This window comes from Actinomycetota bacterium (genome assembly GCA_005888325.1).
Taxonomy (GTDB): Bacteria; Actinomycetota; Acidimicrobiia; order Acidimicrobiales; family AC-14; genus AC-14.
This window is the reverse complement of record VAWU01000032.1, coordinates 25,487-45,960: the sequence shown is the minus strand read 5'-3', so window position 1 is coordinate 45,960 and position 20,474 is coordinate 25,487. Positions and strand designations below refer to the sequence as shown.

Here is a 20,474-nt window from a genome sequence, read left to right as displayed (position 1 = left end):
CGCCTAGCCGAACCACACGCTGCGGCGTTGACGCAGCATCTCGTAGAGGCTCTCCTGCATGGCCAGGCGAATGTCCTCCGCCTCGTCCATCACCCGGCTCTTCGAGTAGCGCTCCTGGTCGGGCGGCACGTCGAAGCGCACGGGGTCGAGCACGCGCAGCCGGAACTTGGCCGGGAAGTAGAGCAGCGTGCCGAGCAGTGGCCCGAAGAGCAGCATGTTCGCGGTCAAGGGCACGTAGGGGGCGCCGATCGCCTTGGCGAGCGCAGGGCTCTTGTAGACGATAGGCATCGATTCCTCGGCGCCGACGACCGTGATGGGCACGATCGGCACACCCGCGCGCATCGCGATCTCGACGAAGCCACCGCGGCCGAAGCGGCGCAGGCGGTAGCGCTGGCTGAAGTGCTTGCCCGGGCCCTTGCTGCCCTCGGGGAACACGAGGGCGAGCTGTTGCTGCTCACGCAGAAGGCGGTAGGCGTTCTCGGGGTGCGCGGCGACGCCGCCGGAGCGCGACCACAGCGTGCCCACGATGGGCACGGCCTTGAAGAGATGGTCGGCCATGCCGTACACGGGTCGGTGCAGCTCGGTCTCGATGCCGTGCATGATCACGGGCGCGTCGGACGGGATCGCAGCCGCGTGGTTGGCGACCAGCAACGCACCACCGTCGGTCGGGATCTTCTCGAGTCCTTCCCACTCGGCGCGGAACCAGTAGCGGTAGAGGGGGTCGTAGATTCGTCGGGCCAGCGCGCGCGTCTTCTCGGAACGACCCCACTCGTCGACATCGCTCAGACGGGGGTCGGCGAGCTCCTCCACCGCGGGTGTCGTCCGCGGCAGGTGAACGAGCGATCCCGGCCTCTCGGCGGTCAGCTTGCGCTGCGCAGCCATCGTCCCAGGCTATGTCAGGCCGACCAACCCCGCTCCCCGCCGGTGACCTCCCATTGGCGGGCCCCCTCGCACTCCGACCGCAACGAGCAGAAGCCGCAGGTGGGACCGGGTGCGATGGTGGGTTCGCGGTCGCCGAGGTGCAGCTCCGCGACCTTCGTCACGCCCGCGATCGTGCGCGCCAGGGCCACGTCGAGCACATCGAGATCGACGTCCTCGTGGTGGAACGTGGCGCTGTCGAGGTAGTAGCTGGCGACTCGGAACGGTGGGACGCCACTGCGGATGGCCTCGAGGAGCGAGTAGAACCGCAGGTCGTCGACGTGCGTCGAGTAGCGACCGCCCGTCTTGAAGTCGACGATCAGCACGCGCGCCTCCGTCCCGCGGGCGCGTCCGAGCACCAGGTCGGCCTTGGCTTGGATCACGATGCGCCCGTCGCAGAGGTCGACCCGCACCGGCGCCTCGAGGCGCGGGACCCAGCGGGGCGACAGCGGCGGGAACGAGTCGAGGAAGCGGACGACGCGCTCGTTGGCCTCGGACCGCAGCTCGGCGCGCGGCACCGCCGACGCGCTCCGGAGCCACTCACCGGGCCCCCAGGTGTCGTCGAGGTCGTCCTCGAACCGCTGGATGGCGGCGTCGACCAGCTCCAGCGGCGGCCGTTCGTCCTGCATGAACACGGCCAGCTCGATGGCCTTGTGTGCCACCGTGCCCCGCGCCGTGCTCGCCGACCAGCCCGGGAAGCCCCGATGGCGCTCGGCCACGTGATGCGCCTCGCAACTGTGCACCTGCACGAGGTCGCGCTTGCGCACGAGGAGCTCGCCGGTGCCGAGCCGCTCGGCCACCGGGGCCAGCCCCGCCTCGAGCGCGTCGCGCAGCTGGATCGGCAGCTCGGGGGCGAACGTGGGACGCGGCTGCCCCCACGCCATCAGCTCGTCGACCACGCGCTGCTGGACCGGGGACAGGGGGCTCGTGCTCATTCCATCGAGTATGCGCCGGGGCCGTGACGCGATCGGCTCATTGTCCTACCCCCCTGCGAGGCTGGGACCATGCCGGCCGACTCGCTCGCCTTCGCCCGCTCCGCGCGCGCGCTCGCCTCCGAAGCCCGCCGGCGCGGCCTCACCGCGCCCGCGTTCCGGAGCCCGCCGGGGCTCGCGGGTGCCGACCGCACGCTACGGCGCCAGCCCGGTGGCGGCGCGGTGGTTGCGGTGCGCCGGCGCGGCAGGCGCCTCCACGCCGTGGTCGCCGACCTCGTCGACGGCGTGGTCGCCGCCAACGGGCTCTCGGGCCCGGCGGCCGAGCGCGTGCGCGCGTCGCTGTGGCAGGCCGTGTGCCCCGACGACGTGTCCCCCGACGACGCGTGTCCCGACGACGTGCATCCCGGCAGCGGCCGAGCACGACGAGAACCGTTGGCTCGCCGGACTACGGTCGATGGGGGGACGTGGCCCAATCGGCAGAGGCGGGGCGCTTAAAACGCCTTCAGTGAGGGTTCGAATCCCTCCGTCCCCACGTGGACAGCGAGATCGGTCTCCTCGAAGGACTGGCGACGACGCGCGCGATCCGGCGGCTCACGACCGAGCCGGTGTCGACCGCCGACCTGGCCACCGTGCTCTTCGCGGCGACGCGTGCGCCGTCGGGCTCCAACCGGCAGCAGTTCCGGTTCCTCGTCCTTCGCGACGGCCCGCGCGCGGTGCGCGCCAAGGCCGTGCTCGGTGTGGGCTTCCGTCGCATGTGGGCGACGAAGCGCGATGCCGACGGGTACGCGGCGGGGTCGGGCGCCGACGACGCGTCGCCGAAGGCGCGCATGGCGCGCACCATGCAGCGCTTCGTCGACGGCTTCGAGCAGACGCCAGTCGTGGTTCTCGCATGTCTGGTGCGCCATCGGGACACCGGTCCGCACGAGGGCGCGTCGGTGTACCCCGCATGCCAGAACCTGCTCCTGGCCGCCCGGGCCATCGGCCTGGGCGGCGTTATGACGCTGTGGCACGCGCCCGTCGAAGCCGAGCTCCGCGCGCTGCTCGACATCCCCGACGACGTGTTGGTGGCGGCAACCATCACCCTCGGCCATCCCGAGGGCGGCCACGGGCCGGTGCGCCGCCGGCCGGTGCGCGAGCTGGTCTTCGACGATGCGTGGGGCACTAGCGCGCCGTGGGCCGTCGAGCCCGAGGGCACCCGCCACTCGGGCGCCGGCCCCCGGGCCGGCTCCTGAACCTTCTTGTCGTAGGCAGCCGTCGTCAGGACGGCTGCGTGCGACAAGAAAGGAGCGGCCTTGCGTCGTCAGCCCATCTTGCGGATCGCCCACTCCACCGTGCACTCGGCGATCTGCACCCCCGTGGCGTCCTCGATGCCGACGGGGATCTCGAAGTCGGCGCGGCCGTCGGCGCGCGCACCGGCTTCAGCCTGCTCGAGCACGGACGCGTCCACGCGGCAGACGGCAGTGAGGTCGCCGTTGGCGATCTTGCGGTAGCGCACGCGCAGCGACTTGGCGATCGGCACGAAGCCTTCGGCCAGCAGACTCGACATGGCCGTCGCCACCGCGCATCCCGAGGCCATCTCCGCTGGCGCGACGATCGGGACGGCGTGCACCGCGCCGAGGTGGTTGCCCAGCTCGGCGCGCCACGGCAGGCGCACCTCGAAGTGGCCGGGCTCGGCGACGACCGTCTTCAGCCCCAACCAGGTGTTGAAGGGGATGCTCTCGGCACCCTCGGCCATGGCACGGGCGGCGTCATCGGTCATGGGCGGGCATTGAACCACAGCGGGGTAGCGTGATGACCGGGATGCCTGGTCGAGGTCACGGCGGAATGAGCTGATGTCGGGTCTGGTGATCCTGTCGGGTGGTCTCGACTCGACGGTGTGCATGGCCCTCGCGGCGCGCGACACGGACGGCGTGCTCGCGCTCACGTTCGACTACGGGCAGCGCCATCGCGTCGAGCTCGACCGCGCCGCGCTCGTTGCCGCGCACTATGGCGCCGAGCACCTGGTCGTGGTGCTCGACGCGTCGCAGTGGGGCGGCTCCGCCCTCACCGACCCCATGATCGCGGTTCCCGACGCGCAGCCGGGTGACGCCGGCGACGCGATACCGGTCACCTACGTCCCGGCTCGAAACCTCGTCTTCCTCGCGGTCGCGATGGGAGTCTCCGAGGCGCGCTGCGCCGACGTCGTGTACCTCGGCGTCAACGCGCTCGACTACAGCGGTTACCCCGACTGCCGCCCCGAGTTCGTGCGTGCGTTCGAGGCCGCGGCCGCGCTCGCGCTCAAACGCGGCGTCGAGGGCAACCCCGTCGAGGTCCGCACACCGCTCATCGCGCTCACCAAGGCCGACATCGTGCGCCTCGGGGTCTCGCTCGGCGCGCCCCTCCACCTGACCTGGTCCTGCTACCGGGGCGACGACGTTCCGTGCGGGCGTTGCGACGCGTGCGCGCTACGGGCGAAGGGGTTCGCCGAGGCGGGGACGCCCGATCCCGCGATGCCCGGATGACGCTCGTCGTCTCCGAGCTCTTCGGGCCGACGCTGCAGGGAGAGGGCCCGTCGGCGGGCCGGCGGGCGGGCTTCGTGCGCCTGGGGCGCTGCTCGCTCAACTGCTCGTGGTGCGACACGCCCTACTCGTGGGACTGGAAGCGCTACGACCCCGCGATGGAGCTGCGCGAGCTCTCCGTCGACGAGGTGGCCGCGACGATTCGGGCGATGGACGTGCCGATGGTCGTCGTCACCGGAGGCGAGCCGCTCCTGCAACAGCGCGCGATCGTCGAGCTGCTGAAGCAGCTGCCCGGGCTCGGCGTCGAGGTGGAGACGAACGGCATCCATGTGCCCGAGCCGGCGTTGGTCGCGTACATCGACCGGTTCAACGTCTCACCGAAGCTCGCCAACGCCGGCATCGAGCGGAGCCGCCGGCACAAGCCCGACGTGCTGCGCGCCTTTCAGGCCACCGGCAAGGCCGTGTTCAAGTTCGTGGTGTGCGGACCGCAGGATCTCGACGAGATCGACGCCGTGGTCGCCGAGTGCGGCCTGACCGATGTCTGGGTGATGCCGGAGGGCACCGACGCGCCGACGCTCGTGGCGCGCGCCCGGCGACTGGAGGACGACGTCGTGGCCCGGGGATGGCATCTCACCCCTCGCCTGCACATCCTGCTCTGGGGCGCCGAGCGGGGCCGGTGAGCGAGCACCACGCCGCTCAGAAGCAGAGCGGAGCGAGGAGCGCAGCTCCCATGTGGCAGATCGGTGCACCGGCCGAGGGACGAGGCACGGTGGACCGGTGAGCGAGCACCGCAGCGGAGCGAGGAGCGCAGCTCCCATGTGGCAGATCGGTGCACCGGCCGAGGGACGAGGCACGGTGGGCCGATGAGCGAGCGACAGGTCTGGCCCGGACTCCCCGAGCCGCTCGGCGCCACGTGGGACGGCGAGGGCACCAACTTCGCGCTGTTCTCGGAAGCGGCGGAGGCGGTCGAGCTGTGCCTCTTCGACGAGGGCGGTCGCGAGGAGCGCCTTCCGCTCGCCGAGGTCACGGCCCACGTGTGGCACGGCTACGTGCCCGGAGTCGCCCCCGGCCAGCACTACGGCTACCGGGTGCACGGTCCCTACGACCCCGGGTGGGGGCTGCGGTTCAACCCGGCCAAGCTCCTCGTCGATCCCTACGCCCGCGCCATCGACCGGGTGGCCGACTGGGACGACGCCATCTACGGCTACACGCGCGGCGCGGCCGACGACGTCGCGGACCCGCGCGATTCGGCGGCGCACGTCCCGTGGTCGGTCGTGGTCGATGCGTCCTTTCCGTGGGGCGACGACCGCCAGCCGCGCACGCCGTGGCACGAGACCGTCATCTACGAGACCCACGTGCGGGGTTTCACGGCGCGGCACCCCGACGTGCCCGACGCGCTCCGGGGGACCTACGCGGGGCTCGCCCACCCCGCGGCGATCGGTCATTTGACCGGGCTCGGCGTCACCGCGGTCGAGCTGCTGCCCGTGCACCATTTCTTCTCCGAGCCCATCGTCGTCGAGCGCGGTCTGCGCAACTACTGGGGCTACAACTCCCTCGGGTACTTCGCGCCACACGCGCGCTACTCGTCGTCGGGGAGGAGAGGCGAGCAGGTACGCGAGTTCAAAGCCCTGGTGCGCACGCTCCATGCCGCGAGAATCGAGGTGATCCTCGACGTCGTGTACAACCACACGGCAGAGGGAGATCATCGGGGCCCGACCCTGAGCCTGCGCGGCATCGACAACGCCGCGTACTACCGCCTCGACGAGAGCGACCGGAGCCGGTACGTCGACTACACGGGCACAGGCAACACGCTGAACGCGCGGCATCCAGAGGTGCTGCGCCTCATCATGGACAGCCTCCGCTATTGGGTGACGGAGATGCACGTCGACGGGTTCCGCTTCGACCTCGCCTCTGCGCTGGCCCGAGGGTTCCACGAGGTCGACCGCTTGAGCTCGTTCTTCGACCTCATCCATCAAGACCCCGTCGTCTCGCGCGTGAAGCTGATCGCCGAGCCGTGGGACGTCGGTGAGGGTGGCTATCAGGTAGGAAACTTCCCCGTGCTGTGGACCGAATGGAACGGGAAGTTCCGCGACGCCGTGCGCGACTTCTGGCGCGGCCACGAGCCCAGCCTGGCGGAGATGGGGTACCGCCTCACGGGCTCGAGCGACCTCTACCAGGACGACGGCCGACGTCCGTACGCGTCGATCAACTTCGTCACCGCGCACGACGGGTTCACGCTGCACGACCTCGTCTCGTACGAACACAAGCGCAACCAGGCCAACGGCGAGGCTAACGCGGACGGCACCGACGACAACCGCTCGTGGAACTGCGGCGTCGAGGGTGACACCGACGACCCCGCCGTGCTCCAGCTGCGCGATCGCCAGAAGCGCAACTTCCTCGCCACGCTTCTGCTGGCGCAGGGCGTGCCGATGCTGCTCGCGGGCGACGAGCTCGGCCGCACCCAGCTGGGCAACAACAACGCGTACTGCCAGGACAACGAGATCTCGTGGTGCGACTGGGCGCTCGATGCACGCGCGGACGCGCTGCTCGCCTTCACGCAACGGCTGATCGAGCTGCGGCGCGCCCATCCGGTGTTCCGCCGGCGCCGTTTCTTCCAGGGCCGGCCCATCCACGGGTCGTTCCTCGCGGACGTGGGTTGGTTGGCGCCCGACGGACACGAGATGACCGAACAGGAATGGGTGTCGGGCCACGTGCGCTGCCTCGGCGTGTTCCTCAACGGCGACGCCATCGGGGAGCCCGGACCGCGTGGCGAGCAGGTGACCGACGACAGCTTCCTCCTGCTGCTCAACGGTGCGGCCGAGCGGGTCGGTTTCGTGCTGCCCGACGATCGGTGGGCCCCGGCCTATGACCTCGAGCTCGACACAGCCGACGACGGGCGCGCCGACACGAGCTTCAAGGCGCAGTCGATCGTCGATCTCGAATCGCGCTCGGTCGTGCTGCTGCGCGCCTCGGGCTGAGCCTCAGGTGGTCAGGCGGAAGCTCGCGAGTGATGATGCGCTGACCCGAGAAGAGCAGAGAGGACGCAGATGACCAAGAGAGTCGCGGTCTGGGGTACCGGCTTCGTGGGAAGGCTCGTGATCCCGGAGATCCTTTCGCACCCGATGTTCGAGCTCGTCGGAGTCGGCGTCAGCAATCCGGAGAAGGTGGGGAAGGATGTCGGCGAGCTCTGTGGCCGCGCTCCCACCGGGCTCGCCGCCACGGACGACCTCGACGCCCTCATCGCGCTCGCGCCCGATGCCCTCGTCCACTACGGACCGACGGCGGCGCACGCGCTCGACAACATCCGCGACATCGGCGCCTTCCTCCGGGCGGGCATCGACGTGTGCTCGACGGCGATGACGCCCTGGGTGTGGCCGGCGATGACGCTCAACCCGCCGGACTGGGTCGTCCCGATCACCGAAGCCTGCGAGGAGGGTGGGTCGTCGTGCTTCACGACCGGGATCGACCCCGGCTTCGCCAACGACCTCTTCCCCATGACGCTCATGGGCCTCTGCGCCGAGGTGCGCGTTGTCCGCGCCCTCGAGATCCTCGACTACAGCAACTACGAGGGTGACTACGAGAACGAGATGGGCATCGGACGTCCACCGGAGTTCCCGGCGATGCTCGAGCACCCCGACATCCTCACCATGGCGTGGGGTGCGACGGTGCCGATGATGGCGCACGCCGTCGGCATCCGGCTCGACGAGATCACCACCACGTGGGACAAGTGGATCACCGACGAGGAGATCAAGACGGCCAAGGGGGTGATCCACCCGGGTGAGGTGGCTGCGATCAACTTCACGATCGACGGCGTCTACCGGGGCGAGACCCGCATACAGCTCGAGCACGTGAACCGCGTCGGCGCCGGCACTGCGCCCGACTGGCCCCGCGGCACCCAGGACGACGTCTACCGGGTCGAGATCGAGGGGACACCGTCGATCACCCAGGAGACCGCCTTCCGGTTCACTGATGGCAGCGGTCGGGACGCGGCGACCGCCGGCTGTCTGGCGACGGGACTCCGTGCGCTCAACGCCGTCCCCGCGGTCAACGACCTGCCGCCGGGTTGGGTCACCCCGCTCGACCTGCCCTTGATCCCCGGAGTGGGCACCATACGATCGCCCTATGGCGTATGACGCAGAGCTCGCGGATCGGATACGTGAGGGGCTGGCCGGTGAGTCGGGCGTGACCGAGAAGAAGATGTTCGGCGGGCTCGCCTTCCTCATCGGAGGCAACATGGCGGTGGCTGCGAGCGGTCAGGGCGGCCTGTTGGTCCGCGTGGATCCCGCAAAGTCCAACCGGCTCGTGACGACGACCAACGCCCGTCCCATGGAGATGCGCGGGCGAGAGATGCAAGGCTGGCTGCGAGTCGACTCGGATGACGTTCGTACCAAGCGTCAACTGCTGAGGTGGATCACCTTGGGGACCACGTATGCGCGGTCCCTGCCGGCCAAGCGGTGACCGACGGTCGGCCGTCCTCGCGCGGCCGTCAGTGGCGATCGGCGCGCGTGGCCGCCAGGCGGAAGCGAGGACTGAAGCGGACGACGGACACCCTCGTGGCCTTCGGCAGGTAGGTCGCGTCGCGGTCCTTCAGCGTGTAGTGGGGGTCGTACACGCGGCCCGCGACTTGGAACGCGTACGGAACGCGACCGCGCCGAGCTCCGGATCGGAGATCCGGGATCCCCTCCTCACTCGGTCCTGAGGAAGTGCGCGGGCCGAACATGGGTGGCCATGTGCGCGGGCGCGGCCGCGATGATGCTCGTGACCGCCCCCACCGCCACGACAATGATCAGCGTGCCCAAGGCGGGCGCGATCGGCTCCGGCACAACGGCCAGGTAGCGGGCGAACGCGCGCCAGCCCAACCGCCCGAGGGCAATTCCTAGTGGGACGCCGAACAGGAGCGCGGGCGCGACGATGGCAACTGTCAGCCAGGCGACTGCCGCTCGTAGCTGCGCGCCGACGAACCCAAGGGTCTTCAAGATTGCGAGATCTCGCCGGCGGCGTCGGATCGTCAGGAACAGCGCGTGGGCGAGCGTCCCCACCGCGAGTAACCCCAAGACGCCTCCCAGAAACCACGGCGCACGGCGAACGCTTGTGACCCCGTTGCCTCCTTGAGCCGCTGCACGCCGTCGATCGGGTCCACCCCGGGGCGGAAACGGACGAAGACGGCGGCGAACGCGGCGTCACCGGAAACCGATGACAACCCGCCGGGGGTGAGCGCGGCGCCCTGTGCGGCATTCTCGTTCGACTGGAAGGGCAGGCGGGGGACGGCAAAGGAGCCGACGACGCGCATTCGCCGGGCTGCGCCTTTGGCAGCAGGTCCTTCGCCCTGCTGCGGGGCATCGGCCACGGACACCGTGTCGCCTACCCCTTTGTCCAGTTGACCGAGCGTCCTGGGGTCGAGGGCGACCTCGTTCGACGCCCTGGGGGCGCGGCCCTGGATGATGGAGGCTGGCGGACCATCGCTCACGAACGCGTCGAGCAGGAGGTCCTCGACGCGGACGCCTGCGAAGAATGTTCCCTTCCAGGTATCGGCGACAAGTTCGCGCGGCAGCGCGCGCGCAATGTCATCCAAGCTGGGAGGCTCGGCCGCGACGGCTGCGTCCCAGGAATAGCCGAAGAGATGCGGCTCGCGCACGAGGTGCTCCAGGCTGGACGCGAACACGAGCGCGGCGGTCACCGCGGCGATGGCCAACGTTGCCCCGAGAAATGCTGAGCGGGTGGGCACCGGCTCCGTAGGGCTGGTGGCGCTCGTCGCGAGCCTCACCCCGGAGGTCATCGACGCCGGCATACCCGCGCGTGCGATCGCACTTGTGACGCCCGACGGCCGGTCGGGTCCGCGACGGGCTCCAACCCTGTCGGCCCGACGCGCACTTCGCCAGGCGGGAATCATTCCCGTCGACGAAACGAGGAGCACGACGGAAGCGGCGCCCACCCCGAGTACCAGCCAGTCGACGGCGATGCCGGGGTCGGGCTCCGCGATGCGGGCCAAGCCGAGGGGCATGAGCGGCGAGACGAGGAGCGCCACGGCGAGCGCAACCACTGCTCCACCACAGGCGATGAGCATCACCTTGACCATCGAGACCGCGATGAGCGCCCCACGCGACATGCCGAGCGCGCGCAGGACGGGGTAGTCCTCGCCGCTGGCGAGTGTCTCGCGGGACAGCGCCTGCCCAAGGATCGCGAGCGCAGCGAGCGCCAGGAGCCCGGATGCGGCCCAGAGCGTGACCATCGGTACGCGGTTCACGGCCTGCACGTCGGCGGTGAAGGCCGACGCGACCTGGGGCGGTCCGTCGAGCGGGAACTTGCGCCTGCGGACTTCTTCAGCGAACGCGGGAAGGTCGGCCTCTCCGTGCCGAAGTGCGACCGACAGGCTGTCCTCGTCCGTCTTCGCCGCTCGCCGATGGACACCGAAGAACGCCGGCGTCAGACCGACCACGTTCGGATATCCACGGCCGGTGAGCGTCTCGAAGCTGCCCACCGCCGCCACCACGCCGACCAGGCGCACCGCCTGCGTCTCGACCTGGCCCGCACCTCCGGACCCGCTGCTTTCCTCCGGGCGCGCAACTGAGACGGTCATCGGGTCGCCCGGTCGCAGCCCGAGGCGTTCGGCAAACGCGTACCCAGCCACCGCCTCGTCGACCGCCGTCGGATCGGGCAGCCGGCCTCGGACGACCTTCACCTCCGTGGACCGGATGCTTCTGGAATCGTGGTCCGCGAGGACGAGGACGTCCGGGAACGACACCTTGTGGCCGCGAGCGGTCAGGGTCGCGACGAACAGACTCGAGCGGGAGGTCCCTACGACTTGGGGCAGGTTGGCGATCTCATCGAAGATCTCGTCGGTCCGCGTGTTGCCTCCGGTGCTCACTTGGGCCTGGAAGGCGCCATACCTTGCGAGGAACCGCGGGTATGCCGAGTCGGTGCGCCGAGCGCCCGCCGCCGCCCCGATCGCGGCGCCGCTCACGACACCGATGAGCAGGGCGAGACCGACCAGTGCCCGCCATCGAGTGCGCAGCTCGGAGCGCACACGCATCGACACAGCGCCCATTCGCACCCTCGACCGACTTCGTTGGGAAGCCTTCCGCGCATGCTCGCGCTCGGCTACACAAGCAGCAACCTTGTGGCTTCGGGCTCGCGAGCGTTCGGCCGCAGATCATGCTCGGCCAGGCCCGACGAGCGACAGGCCGGGATGTCTCTACGCGCGCCGCAGGGATGCGCCAGCAGTGGAAGCTAGGGGCGCTAGGTAGGTAGCGCCCCTGCTCACACACCGGATGTGTGCTCGGTCAGCTAGCCCCGATCGAACCGCCCACGTCGCTGAACTTGGTCGACGCGTTGTTCCCCAAGAGCGTGATGGCGGCGATACACACGACGGCGATGAGCGCGACGAGGAGGGCATACTCGACGAGGCTCGCGCCTCGCTCGTCTTCGGTTCCGCTGAACTTCGCTTGCAGGTAGTGCCAAGCGGCAAGCAGGTCCATGCGTCTCTCCTCCGTTGACTTCTCTGAGGCCGTCAGCACTGGGACGAACGGGCGAAGTCGGCGACGGCCGGCCGTCAGTGGCGATCGGCTCTCCGAGAGACGCGCGATCCGTCAGAGGGGCTTGCGCGCCTCGCGGGCGGCGTCGACGACATCGCGGGAGAGCACGGGCGCGTCTCGGCCGGTGCCGGCGTTCTCGGGCCCCTCGGCCGCCTTCTGCTCGTGGTACTCGGCCTCGACGTTCACCGACCAGATGTCGTGGTCTGCACCCATGATGTTCTCGACGGTGAGCATGGCGGTGTACATCGAGTGATCCTGGTTGTTGTACTTGTGCATCCCGTTGCGGCCGACGGGCCACACGTTGGGGGCGTTTTCGGCCAGCCAGGTGCGCAGCATCTGGACATTGGCGGCATAGGTGTCGTCGTACATCGGATAGGCCTTCGGCATGCGCACGACGTAGCCGGCCTCGACCTGTCCGGGCTCGATCAAGCCGATCGTCTGCAGCTCGCGCGCGCCCAGCGCGACCAGCTGGTCGTCGGGCATGACCCAGAGGTGATCGCCCTCGAAGACGAAGTACTCGAGCCCGAGGCACGTGCGTCCCTCTTTGACGAGGTAGGGCGACCACGAGCCGAAGTTCTGGATGCGGCCAAGGGCCACGTCGGGTGAGTGGACGTAGATCCAGTTGTCGGGGAACCCCGCCTCCTCGGGCACGACCAGCGCGATCGTCAGGAAGTCGCGGTAGCTGAGGCCGTCGGCCGCCGCCCGCACGTGCTCGGGGACGGGCGGGTCCATGGCCCGGAGCAAACCGCCGATCGGCATCGACGACACGACCTCGGTGCACGCGTAGCGGGTGGGCACTCCGTCGGTCTCCGCGGTGACGGCGACCGCCCGACCGTTCTCGTGGTGCACCGCCACCACGCGGCTGCTCATCAGGACCTTGGTGCCGCGCGCCTCGACGATGTCGCGGCAGCGCTCCCACATCATCCCGGGGCCGTACTTGGGATACTCGAACTCCTCGATGAGGCTGGTGATGTCCTTCTGGTTGCGCTTCGGGAGGATGGCGTTCAAAACGGCCTTGGACAGCGAGAGGTTCTTGATGCGTTGGGCCGCCCAGTCCGCCTTGATCTCGGTAGCGGGCACCCCCCACACCTTCTCGGTGTAGGTCTTGAAGAACGTGCGGTACAGGCGCCAGCCGAACCGCGAGACGGTCCAGCCCTCGAAGCTTTCCCGGTCCTTGGGTGGGCGGATGCGCGCCCACATGTAGGACAGGACGCAGCGCGTCGCCTCGATGACGCCGAGGCCTCGGAGCGCGTTCACCGCGCGGAGGGGATAGTCGAAGAACTTGCCGTTGTAGTAGATGCGGCTCATCCGCGGCCGGAGCAGGAAGTCCTCCGGAGGCAGGATCTCGTGCCAGACGCGCTCCACGTCGGCGACCTTGGTGAAGAAGCGATGGCCTCCGATGTCGAAGCGCCAGCCGTCTCGCTCGGCCGAGCGGCTGATGCCGCCGACGACCGTGTCGGCCTCGATGACGGTCGAGGCCTCTCCCCGCTTGCTCAGCTCATAGGCGGCGGTCAGGCCCGCGGGGCCCGCCCCGATGATGACCACGTCGTGCGTCGACGGCTCGTCGTCCTCGTGCGTCGAGTCGGTCGAAACCGCGTTCGTCGAAGGCATGCGATCTCCTTGTACCCGGCACGTCCCCCGTCGGCCGTGGCGCTGACACGCCACCCCACCTTACCCGGCCTCACGGGACGGCCGCGCTGAGGAAGACGAGCACGGCGTAGCCGACCATGGCGCCGCCGCTCAGCACCAATACGCCTCGCTCGAGCCACTCGCGCCTCAGAAGGCCGGCCGCCACCAGCACGAACGGGAACGCGCTGAGCGCGTAGCGCTCGAGGGAGTCGAGGTTGCTCGAGCTGATCCCGGCCGCCAGCATGGCGGCCGCGAACGCGCCGTACGACAGGGGCCAGCGCCGGAGGCTGATGACCACCCCGACGGCGAGCAGGACCGCCCACGGCACGTGCAACCCGGTGCCCACCTCGTGGCCGTCCAGCAGCCCTCGCGTCGCGTGGTCGAGGGTGGTGATCGGATTGGCGAACGAGCCGCGCAGGTTGTGGCGCCGCTGGATCCGCAAGGGCAGGAGCCAGTCGCCGAAGTGCAGCTGCACCCAGCCCAGGTAGACGCCCGCTCCCGCGGCGGGCGCGACCAGCGCGACCAGACGCCGGAAGCGCTCCCGCGGTCTGACCGCCCGCCAACTCCGGGCGGCCTCGATGGCCGCGGGCACGACGAGCAGGACGCCGACGGGCCGGGCCAGGCCGGCCAGCGCGCCGGCCAGCGCCGCCCACCCCCAACGCCGGGTGCGCAGTGCGAGGAACGTCGCTACCGCCAGCACGCTCGCGGTGGCCTCGGTGTAACCCATCACGAAGACGTACGCCGGCGGTGCGAGCGCCATGAGCCACACCGAGCGCCGAGCGAGCGCGGCGTCACCGGTCTCGAGACGCACCAGCCGGTACAGAAGCAGCCCCAGTGCGAGAGCCGACGCGTTGGCGACGACGACCAGCGCGGCGCGCTCGTCGAACGGCGTGACGTCCGCGAGCCCGCGGGTGAGGACGGGGATGAGGGGGAAGAACCGGATGCTCTCGTCGGGCAGTGGCGCGTACCCGTGCTCGGCGATGCGCGCGTACCAGGAGGCGTCCCATGCCAGCAGCCCCTGGTGGGCCCTGGCCGCGGCGCCCGCCGCGGCCGGGTGCAGCTCGTCGACGAGGAAACGGGACAGCGCCAGCGCGCCCCCCACGAGCAGGCGGGCGGTGATCCATCCCGGGAGGACCGCGGTCAGCGCGCCGTCGCCCCGCCGGTCGGCGAGGCTCACCGCGACTGGAACCGGTACAGCTCCGCGCTCTCGAAGAACTCCTCGGGACGGGCCTGGACCACGCGGGTGGCGGGCCGCAGTGCGGACAGCCGAACGACGATCTGCTCGCATATGCCCACGTGGGTGCGGTAGGTGCCGGACCACACGAGGAAGACGTTGTGACCCGGGCCCGCCCGGGTGTCGAGCAGGTTGGCGAACGCGACCGGGTCAGCGGCCTTCACCCGCTTCTCGTAGTCGACCCAGTCGACGATGGCAGGCGGCTCGGCGCGCGGGTACGTGAGCTGCACGTACGTGGCGGGGAGGAGGCGGCTCACCCCGGGCCCGAGCTGGTCGGGGCAGTAGCCGACGACGTCGCCTGGTCGCGCCCGGGCGACGATGGCGGTGGCGAGATCGCCGGCCTGGGTGCGCTGGTCCGTGATGTTGGTCAACCCCGCGGCCAGGCCCAACCCCACCCCGACCGCGATCACGCCGTAGCGCACCCGCGGGTCCACGAACACGGTGGTGCCGAGCGCGATGAGCAGCACGAAGAGGCCGAACACCACGGCCGCGTACCGAGGCGCGTAGCCGCTGCCGTTCACCAACCCCACCGCGATGGCGATGATCAGGGTCGCGGCGATCACGAAGGCCAGACCCCGGCCGCGCGGCTGGGTGCGGAGGTCCAGCTCGATGCGACGGCCGTCGATCGGGCGTCCGAACACCGCGAGCCCGGCGACCACCAGGATCACCACCGCCAGGCCCCGGCCCGGATCGCCGACGCCACCGGCGAACTCGCTGATCGCGTTGACCATGGCCTGGAACGTCGCGGGCTTGGCCCACGGGGTCCCCGTGTGGTGGAGCTGGCTGAGGAAGGTCGGCACCCACGGGACGAAGAGGAGCGAGCCCGCGGCCATGGCGACGAGCGCGATGCGGGCGTTGTGCGGCTTCCGGCCCCGCCACGCGAGGAAGAGGAGCGGCAGTGCGGTGGCGACCGCGAGGTAGATCGCCCAGTAGTGGGTGAGCAGGAGGCTGCCGGTGACCAGGGCCAGGCCGAGGAGGCGCAACGGCGTCGGTGACTCCAGCACCGACATGAGGGCCAGGTACCCCAGCACCGTGAGCAGGGTGACGAGCGTGTACATGCGCGCTTCGGTGCCGTAGCGGATGCCGAACGGCGAGGTGGCCAGGAAGACCAAGGCGGTCCACGCCACCGCCCGGCCCGCCATCCGGCGGGCCGCCAGCCACATCACCGGCAGCGTGGCGATGCCGAACACCGCGGAGAGCGACCGCACCGCGACGTCGCCTTCGCCGAAGCGCTGGATCCAGAGGTGGAGCAGGTAGTAGTAGAGCGGCGGGGCGCCGTCGTGGCGGAGCGCCCCCCCGATGTCGCCCAGCGGGAGGCGGGCGATGTTCACGGTGAGGGCCTCGTCGAGCCAGAGGTCGGACGTGGTCCAGAACCGCAGCGCGACACCGAGGAGGACGGCGGCGGCGATGGCGGCGCCGATCAGCGGGCGCCGCGGGCGGCGGGGGGTGTGGCGGGGGGACGGCACCACTGACGCTCGAGGCGGCCGCCGGCCAGTACGCACGTCGGCCACATCCATCGGCTCGACCGTAATCGAGCGTCGACGGCCCGGTCAGGATCAGACGGTGTCGTCGCGGGACGCGGCGGCGAGGCCGAGGGCCAGCTCGACGGCCTGCTCGGGGCTGGTGGCGGGCACGATGGCATCGACGGCGCGGCCGTTGCGCCGCAGCTCCCAGGTGTCGAGGCCGACCGCCGGCTTGCCGCTTCGCAGGGCGAGCGCGATCTCGGACAGCGTCCCGAACTCGCCTCCCACGGCCACCAACGCGTCGGCGCAGAGCACCACGAGCGCGTTCCGCGCCTCCCCCATGCCGGTGGGCACCACGACGTCGACGAACGGGTTGGCGGCCCGTCGATCCGTGCCGGGCAGGATGCCGAGGGTCGTGCCGCCCGCCGCCCGCGCGCCGCGGCATGCAGCTTCCATCACGCCGCCGAGCCCGCCGCACACGAGCAGCGCGCCCCGCCGGGCCAGCGCCTCGCCCACGGCCTCGGCCCGCCGGCACGTGGCGTCGTCAGCCTCGCTCCCGCCCACGACGGCCAGGTGGATGCGGCCTGCCATCACCGAGCTCCGGCTGCCACCAACACGACGTTGCCGAGCTTGCCGCCCGCGGCGAAGTGGTCGTACGCGGCCTCCGCCTCCGGCATCGGGAACGTCGCCGCGATGGGCACGGTGACCCGGCCCGCCGCGAGGAGGGGCAGCACGTGCGCCTCGACCTTGCGGGCCGCGTCGGCCTTCTGCTCGAGCGGCCGGGGGCGCAGGGTGGACCCGTGGATGCGTCCCCGCCTCTCCATCAGGGTGTGGAGGTTGATCTCGGCCACTGCGCCCGAGCCGACCCCGATCACCGCGATGCGCCCGCCGAGCGCGAGCGCCTCGAGGTTGGCCGCCATGTTCGGCGCCCCCACGAGCTCGAGGATGACGTCGAAGGGACCGTGCCCCTCGAGGCCGTCGGGTGCCACGACGGTGGCGCCGAACGCGGCGACGGCTTCGCGCCGGTCGGGGTTGCGCACCGTCGCAGTGACCTGGGCGGCGGCCGCCACCGCGAGCTGCACCCCGGCGGTACCCACGCCTCCGGCGGCGCCGTGCACGAGGGCCCGCTCGCCCATCGCCAGCCCGCACTGGCTGAACAGCGCGTCGTGGGCGGTGGTGAAGACCTCGGGGAAGCCGCCCGCCGCTTCCCAGGAGACGCCGTCGGGCACCGGCAAGGCGGTGCGCTCGTGCACCACGGCGAGCTCGGCCTGGCCACCACCGCCCACCACCGCCATCACCCGGTCGCCGACGCGGAAGCGCTGCACGCCGGGGCCGACGGCCACGACCTCGCCTGCCAGCTCGAGGCCGGGCGCGTCCGCGGGGACTCCGGGTGGCGGCGGGTAGAGCCCGTGACGCTGGAGCATGTCGGCCCCGTTGAGGCCCGCCGCGTGCACGGCGACGAGCAGCTCACCGGTGCCGGGGGAGGGGTCGGGATGCTCGCGCCAGAGGAGCTTCCCGTCGACGATCGTCACCGCGTGCACGCGCGGGTCCGCGTTCTAACCGGGTCGGCTGGCGCCGTAGAAGTCGCCCGTGCGGAGCGGGACCTCTCGCACGTTCAGCCCGGTGTGCGGCGCCTCGATCATCATCCCGCCGCCCGAGTAGATCGCCATGTGGTTCAGGCCGCTGAAGAACACGAGGTCGCCCGGCTGGAGGTCGGATTGCGAGATGTGCGCCGTCGCCGCCCATTGCGCGTAGGTCGAGTGCGGCAGTGACACGCCGGCCGCCCGCCACGCGTACATCGTGAGGCCGGAGCAGTCGAAGCTGTCGGGCCCCGAGGCGCCCCAGCGGTACGGCTTCCCGATCTGGGCGCGCGCGACCGCGACCGCCTGACCCGCGCCCTTTCCCTGCGGCGGCGCCGGCCTCGACACGGGAGGCGCCGACGATCGTGAGCCGTGCGTGGTCGTCTGCGCCTGTCGCGCGCTCACCGCGGCTTGCGCGCGCCGGCGGGCCTCGGCGTCGCGCCGCGCCTGCTCCGCCGCGACGAGCTGTGCCACCTCGCCGGTGACGCGACGGTAGGTACGGTCGAGCGCGTCGTTGGCATCCTGGATCCGCTGGCGGTCGGCCGCGACCTTGGCCACGGCGTCGTCGGCGGCCTTGCGGGCCGCGACGAGACGTTCGCGCAGGCGACCGAGGTCTTCGCGTGAAGCCTTGAGCGAGTCGATGGCGTTGCGCTCGTCGGCGGCCGCGGTCTCGATGTACTGGTTGCGCAACGTGAGATCGGCCCCGTCGCTCTGGGCGAGTTGCTCGACCATCGACGTCGCACCGCCGTGCACGTACGCGGCGACCGCGTGACGGGCCAGTCGGACGCGCGCCTTCGCGAAGCGATCGTTGGCGGACGTGATGTCGCGCTCCGCCGCCGCGAGTGCATCGGCGCTCCCCTGCACCTTGAGGACGGCGCGGTTGTACTGCTCGTCGAGCGCGCTCAGTCGCGCGCCCTGCGCGTCGATTTGCGCGGCCAGGCGAGCCGCTTCCGCCTGCTTGTCGCCGAGGGGGGTCGCCGATCCGGCCGTCGCCAGGAACGGCGATGACAGAAGAGCGATCCCGACGAGTACGCCGAGCCGCCGTCGGTGCCGTGGGGTCATGCGGCCTCACATCCCGATGGGGTTCTCGGTTCCCAATGGCTGTTGAGTCTCAGTGGCTGTTGAGCCTCACTGGTGTGTTGAACCTCAGTGGCTGTTGAGCCCGTTCAAGACCGCTCAGCCGGGCGCGCGACAAACACAAGCTGCGCGATCTGGACAGCCGGACCCTACCGAACTACTCCGCGAGCCGCAACCTAGCGCCGCGTGAGTCGCACGCGGGGGACCCTGCGCTACCGTCGCCCGCGATGACTGAGTACAGGATCGAGCACGACTCGATGGGCGAGGTGAAGGTGCCGGCCGACGCGCGCTGGGGCGCGCAGACGCAGCGTGCAGTCGAGAACTTCCCCATCTCCGGCCTGCGCATCGAGCGGGGCCTGATCGCGGCGCTGGCGCAGATCAAGGGAGCCGCCGCGCTCGTGAACGCCCGGTTGAAGATCGTCGACCGCGACGTGGCGCGGGCCATCGCGGACGCGGCCGACGAGGTCGCGACAGGCGCGTGGGACGACCACTTCCCGATCGACGTCTTCCAGACGGGATCGGGCACGTCTTCGAACATGAACACGAACGAGGTGCTCGCGAACATGGCGTCCGTCGCGCTCGGCAGGCGCGTGCACCCGAACGACGATGTCAACGCGTCGCAATCGTCGAACGACGTGTTTCCGTCTGCGATCCACGTCGCCGCGACCCAAGCGGTGCTCGTCGACCTTCTGCCCGCGCTCGACGAGCTGGCGCGCGCGCTGCGAAAGAAGCAGCGGCAGTTCAAGTCGGTGGTCAAGTCGGGGCGTACTCACCTGATGGACGCCACGCCCGTCACCCTGGGCCAGGAGTTCGGCGGCTACGCCGCCGCGGTCGAGCACGGCATCGAGCGCGTGAACGCGTGCCTCCCTCGCCTCGGCGAGCTGCCTCTCGGCGGAACCGCCGTCGGCACCGGCCTCAACGCGCCGAAGACGTTCGCGCGCGGCGTCATCAAGGCGCTCGCTCAGAAGCTCGAGCTGCCGCTCACCGAAGCGCGCGACCACTTCGAGGCGCAGGGCGCGCGCGACGCGCTCGTCGAGACGTCGGGCGCGTTGCGGACGATCGCGGTGTCGCTCGTCAAGATCGCGAACGACCTGCGTTGGATGGGCAGCGGACCGCGCACGGGGCTCGGCGAGATCCGGATCCCTGATTTGCAACCGGGCAGCTCGATCATGCCGGGAAAGGTCAACCCCGTCATCCCCGAGGCCGTGTGTCAGGTGGCGGCGCAGGTAATCGGCAACGACGCGGCGATGGGCTTCAGCGGCGCGCTGGGCAACTTCGAGCTCAACGTCATGCTGCCGGTGATGGGCCGCAACCTGCTGGAGTCGATCCGCCTCCTCGCGTCGGTGTCGCGCGCGTTCGCCCGGCGCTGCGTCGTGGGCATCGAGGCGAACGAAGAGCAGTGCCGGCGCCACGCCCTCTCGTCGCCGTCGATCAGCGCCGCCCTCACCCCGTACATCGGCTACGACGAGACGGCCAAGGTCATCAAGCAGTCGATGGCCGAGGGGAAGACGCTGCGCGAGGTCGTCCTCGAGCGGCGACTGATGAGCGAGGCCGACGTCGACCGCGCCCTCGACGTCGAGGCCATGACTCGGGGCGGGATCCTCTGAGGGA

20 protein-coding genes and 1 tRNA gene are annotated in these 20,474 nt (G+C 70.8%); 8 read left to right on the top strand and 13 right to left on the bottom strand.

Annotation, left to right across the window (positions count from 1 at the left end; all coding sequences use genetic code 11):
* Positions 1–3: 3 nt before the first annotated feature.
* From E6G06_13035 to E6G06_13025, 3 genes are all read right to left on the bottom strand, one after another.
* Positions 4–882 (bottom strand): acyltransferase family protein, encoded by an 879-nt coding sequence (locus tag E6G06_13035; GenBank protein ID TML90130.1) that lies wholly within the window; start codon positions 880–882, stop codon positions 4–6.
* Between the two features lie 14 nt (positions 883–896).
* A complete protein-coding gene (locus tag E6G06_13030) occupies positions 897–1,853 on the bottom strand; it encodes a hypothetical protein (protein ID TML90129.1) in 957 nt (318 codons plus the stop codon).
* Between the two features lie 192 nt (positions 1,854–2,045).
* Positions 2,046–2,252, bottom strand: coding sequence for a hypothetical protein (locus E6G06_13025; protein ID TML90128.1), 207 nt, complete (start codon positions 2,250–2,252; stop codon positions 2,046–2,048).
* Positions 2,253–2,308: 56 nt separating this feature from the next.
* Between E6G06_13025 and E6G06_13020 the strand changes: the two genes are divergently transcribed.
* Both E6G06_13020 and E6G06_13015 read left to right on the top strand, forming a co-directional pair.
* Positions 2,309–2,382, top strand: a tRNA-Leu gene (locus E6G06_13020).
* 1 nt (position 2,383) lies between these two features.
* Complete coding sequence (locus E6G06_13015; GenBank protein TML90127.1) at positions 2,384–3,082, top strand: nitroreductase family protein; 699 nt, start codon at positions 2,384–2,386, stop codon at positions 3,080–3,082.
* 68 nt (positions 3,083–3,150) lie between these two features.
* Here E6G06_13015 and E6G06_13010 read toward each other — a convergent pair whose 3' ends face one another.
* Positions 3,151–3,732: a DUF4442 domain-containing protein gene (locus tag E6G06_13010; GenBank protein ID TML90126.1), complete on the bottom strand. Its 582-nt coding sequence runs from the start codon at positions 3,730–3,732 to the stop codon at positions 3,151–3,153.
* Between E6G06_13010 and queC the strand changes: the two genes are divergently transcribed.
* The 5 genes from queC (at position 3,683) to E6G06_12985 (ending at position 8,806) form a co-directional block, all read left to right on the top strand.
* The gene (queC, locus tag E6G06_13005; protein ID TML90125.1) at positions 3,683–4,351 is read left to right on the top strand and encodes a 7-cyano-7-deazaguanine synthase QueC; all 669 of its coding nucleotides are present in this window, start codon (positions 3,683–3,685) and stop codon (positions 4,349–4,351) included. The two genes, E6G06_13010 and queC, sit on opposite strands and share 50 nt — an antisense overlap.
* The gene (locus E6G06_13000; GenBank protein TML90124.1) at positions 4,348–5,028 is read left to right on the top strand and encodes a 7-carboxy-7-deazaguanine synthase QueE; all 681 of its coding nucleotides are present in this window, start codon (positions 4,348–4,350) and stop codon (positions 5,026–5,028) included. Before queC ends, E6G06_13000 begins: the two co-directional genes overlap by 4 nt.
* Positions 5,029–5,211: 183 nt before the next feature.
* Positions 5,212–7,326 carry a glycogen debranching protein GlgX gene (glgX, locus tag E6G06_12995; GenBank protein TML90123.1) on the top strand — a complete coding sequence of 705 codons (2,115 nt, stop codon included), beginning with the start codon at positions 5,212–5,214 and terminating at the stop codon, positions 7,324–7,326.
* Positions 7,327–7,395: 69 nt separating this feature from the next.
* Positions 7,396–8,481 carry a dihydrodipicolinate reductase gene (locus E6G06_12990; GenBank protein ID TML90122.1) on the top strand — a complete coding sequence of 362 codons (1,086 nt, stop codon included), beginning with the start codon at positions 7,396–7,398 and terminating at the stop codon, positions 8,479–8,481.
* Positions 8,471–8,806: a TfoX/Sxy family protein gene (locus E6G06_12985; GenBank protein ID TML90121.1), complete on the top strand. Its 336-nt coding sequence runs from the start codon at positions 8,471–8,473 to the stop codon at positions 8,804–8,806. Before E6G06_12990 ends, E6G06_12985 begins: the two co-directional genes overlap by 11 nt.
* Before the next feature lie 227 nt (positions 8,807–9,033).
* Here the strand turns inward: E6G06_12985 and E6G06_12980 are convergent, their stop codons facing one another.
* The 9 genes from E6G06_12980 to E6G06_12940 all read right to left on the bottom strand — a co-directional run bounded on the left by E6G06_12980 (position 9,034) and on the right by E6G06_12940 (position 18,848).
* Positions 9,034–9,414: an FtsX-like permease family protein gene (locus E6G06_12980; protein ID TML90120.1), complete on the bottom strand. Its 381-nt coding sequence runs from the start codon at positions 9,412–9,414 to the stop codon at positions 9,034–9,036.
* On the bottom strand, positions 9,357–11,393 hold the full coding sequence (locus E6G06_12975; protein TML90119.1) for an ABC transporter permease: 2,037 nt from the start codon (positions 11,391–11,393) through the stop codon (positions 9,357–9,359). Before E6G06_12975 ends, E6G06_12980 begins: the two co-directional genes overlap by 58 nt.
* A 235-nt stretch (positions 11,394–11,628) precedes the next feature.
* Positions 11,629–11,823: a Flp family type IVb pilin gene (locus E6G06_12970; GenBank protein ID TML90118.1), complete on the bottom strand. Its 195-nt coding sequence runs from the start codon at positions 11,821–11,823 to the stop codon at positions 11,629–11,631.
* Positions 11,824–11,934: 111 nt separating this feature from the next.
* Positions 11,935–13,491: an NAD(P)/FAD-dependent oxidoreductase gene (locus E6G06_12965; protein TML90117.1), complete on the bottom strand. Its 1,557-nt coding sequence runs from the start codon at positions 13,489–13,491 to the stop codon at positions 11,935–11,937.
* Positions 13,492–13,561: 70 nt separating this feature from the next.
* Entirely contained in the window at positions 13,562–14,686 is a 1,125-nt protein-coding gene (locus E6G06_12960; GenBank protein ID TML90116.1) for a hypothetical protein, read from the bottom strand.
* Complete coding sequence (locus E6G06_12955; protein TML90115.1) at positions 14,683–16,260, bottom strand: hypothetical protein; 1,578 nt, start codon at positions 16,258–16,260, stop codon at positions 14,683–14,685. The genes E6G06_12960 and E6G06_12955 overlap by 4 nt, the downstream gene beginning before the upstream one ends.
* Positions 16,261–16,299: 39 nt before the next feature.
* Complete coding sequence (locus E6G06_12950; protein ID TML90114.1) at positions 16,300–16,797, bottom strand: TIGR00725 family protein; 498 nt, start codon at positions 16,795–16,797, stop codon at positions 16,300–16,302.
* A complete protein-coding gene (locus E6G06_12945) occupies positions 16,797–17,747 on the bottom strand; it encodes a zinc-binding dehydrogenase (protein TML90113.1) in 951 nt (316 codons plus the stop codon). The genes E6G06_12950 and E6G06_12945 overlap by 1 nt, the downstream gene beginning before the upstream one ends.
* Before the next feature lie 15 nt (positions 17,748–17,762).
* Complete coding sequence (locus E6G06_12940; protein TML90112.1) at positions 17,763–18,848, bottom strand: hypothetical protein; 1,086 nt, start codon at positions 18,846–18,848, stop codon at positions 17,763–17,765.
* Between the two features lie 242 nt (positions 18,849–19,090).
* Between E6G06_12940 and E6G06_12935 the strand changes: the two genes are divergently transcribed.
* Positions 19,091–20,470 carry a class II fumarate hydratase gene (locus E6G06_12935; GenBank protein ID TML90111.1) on the top strand — a complete coding sequence of 460 codons (1,380 nt, stop codon included), beginning with the start codon at positions 19,091–19,093 and terminating at the stop codon, positions 20,468–20,470.
* Positions 20,471–20,474 lie beyond the last annotated feature (4 nt).

What these genes read in the sequence shown, in the direction of transcription:
- E6G06_13035 (TML90130.1), bottom strand. Translation starts at nt 882, where the DNA reads ATGGCTGCGCAGCGCAAGCTGACCGCCGAGAGGCCGGGATCGCTCGTT.
- E6G06_13030 (TML90129.1), bottom strand. Translation starts at nt 1,853, where the DNA reads ATGAGCACGAGCCCCCTGTCCCCGGTCCAGCAGCGCGTGGTCGACGAG.
- E6G06_13025 (TML90128.1), bottom strand. Translation starts at nt 2,252, where the DNA reads ATGCACGTCGTCGGGACACGCGTCGTCGGGGGACACGTCGTCGGGGCA.
- queC (TML90125.1), top strand. Translation starts at nt 3,683, where the DNA reads ATGTCGGGTCTGGTGATCCTGTCGGGTGGTCTCGACTCGACGGTGTGC.
- E6G06_13010 (TML90126.1), bottom strand. Translation starts at nt 3,732, where the DNA reads ATGCACACCGTCGAGTCGAGACCACCCGACAGGATCACCAGACCCGAC.
- E6G06_13000 (TML90124.1), top strand. Translation starts at nt 4,348, where the DNA reads ATGACGCTCGTCGTCTCCGAGCTCTTCGGGCCGACGCTGCAGGGAGAG.
- glgX (TML90123.1), top strand. Translation starts at nt 5,212, where the DNA reads ATGAGCGAGCGACAGGTCTGGCCCGGACTCCCCGAGCCGCTCGGCGCC.
- E6G06_12990 (TML90122.1), top strand. Translation starts at nt 7,396, where the DNA reads ATGACCAAGAGAGTCGCGGTCTGGGGTACCGGCTTCGTGGGAAGGCTC.
- E6G06_12985 (TML90121.1), top strand. Translation starts at nt 8,471, where the DNA reads ATGGCGTATGACGCAGAGCTCGCGGATCGGATACGTGAGGGGCTGGCC.
- E6G06_12975 (TML90119.1), bottom strand. Translation starts at nt 11,393, where the DNA reads ATGGGCGCTGTGTCGATGCGTGTGCGCTCCGAGCTGCGCACTCGATGG.
- E6G06_12970 (TML90118.1), bottom strand. Translation starts at nt 11,823, where the DNA reads ATGGACCTGCTTGCCGCTTGGCACTACCTGCAAGCGAAGTTCAGCGGA.
- E6G06_12965 (TML90117.1), bottom strand. Translation starts at nt 13,491, where the DNA reads ATGCCTTCGACGAACGCGGTTTCGACCGACTCGACGCACGAGGACGAC.
- E6G06_12955 (TML90115.1), bottom strand. Translation starts at nt 16,260, where the DNA reads ATGGATGTGGCCGACGTGCGTACTGGCCGGCGGCCGCCTCGAGCGTCA.
- E6G06_12950 (TML90114.1), bottom strand. Translation starts at nt 16,797, where the DNA reads ATGGCAGGCCGCATCCACCTGGCCGTCGTGGGCGGGAGCGAGGCTGAC.
- E6G06_12940 (TML90112.1), bottom strand. Translation starts at nt 18,848, where the DNA reads ATGACCCCACGGCACCGACGGCGGCTCGGCGTACTCGTCGGGATCGCT.
- E6G06_12935 (TML90111.1), top strand. Translation starts at nt 19,091, where the DNA reads ATGACTGAGTACAGGATCGAGCACGACTCGATGGGCGAGGTGAAGGTG.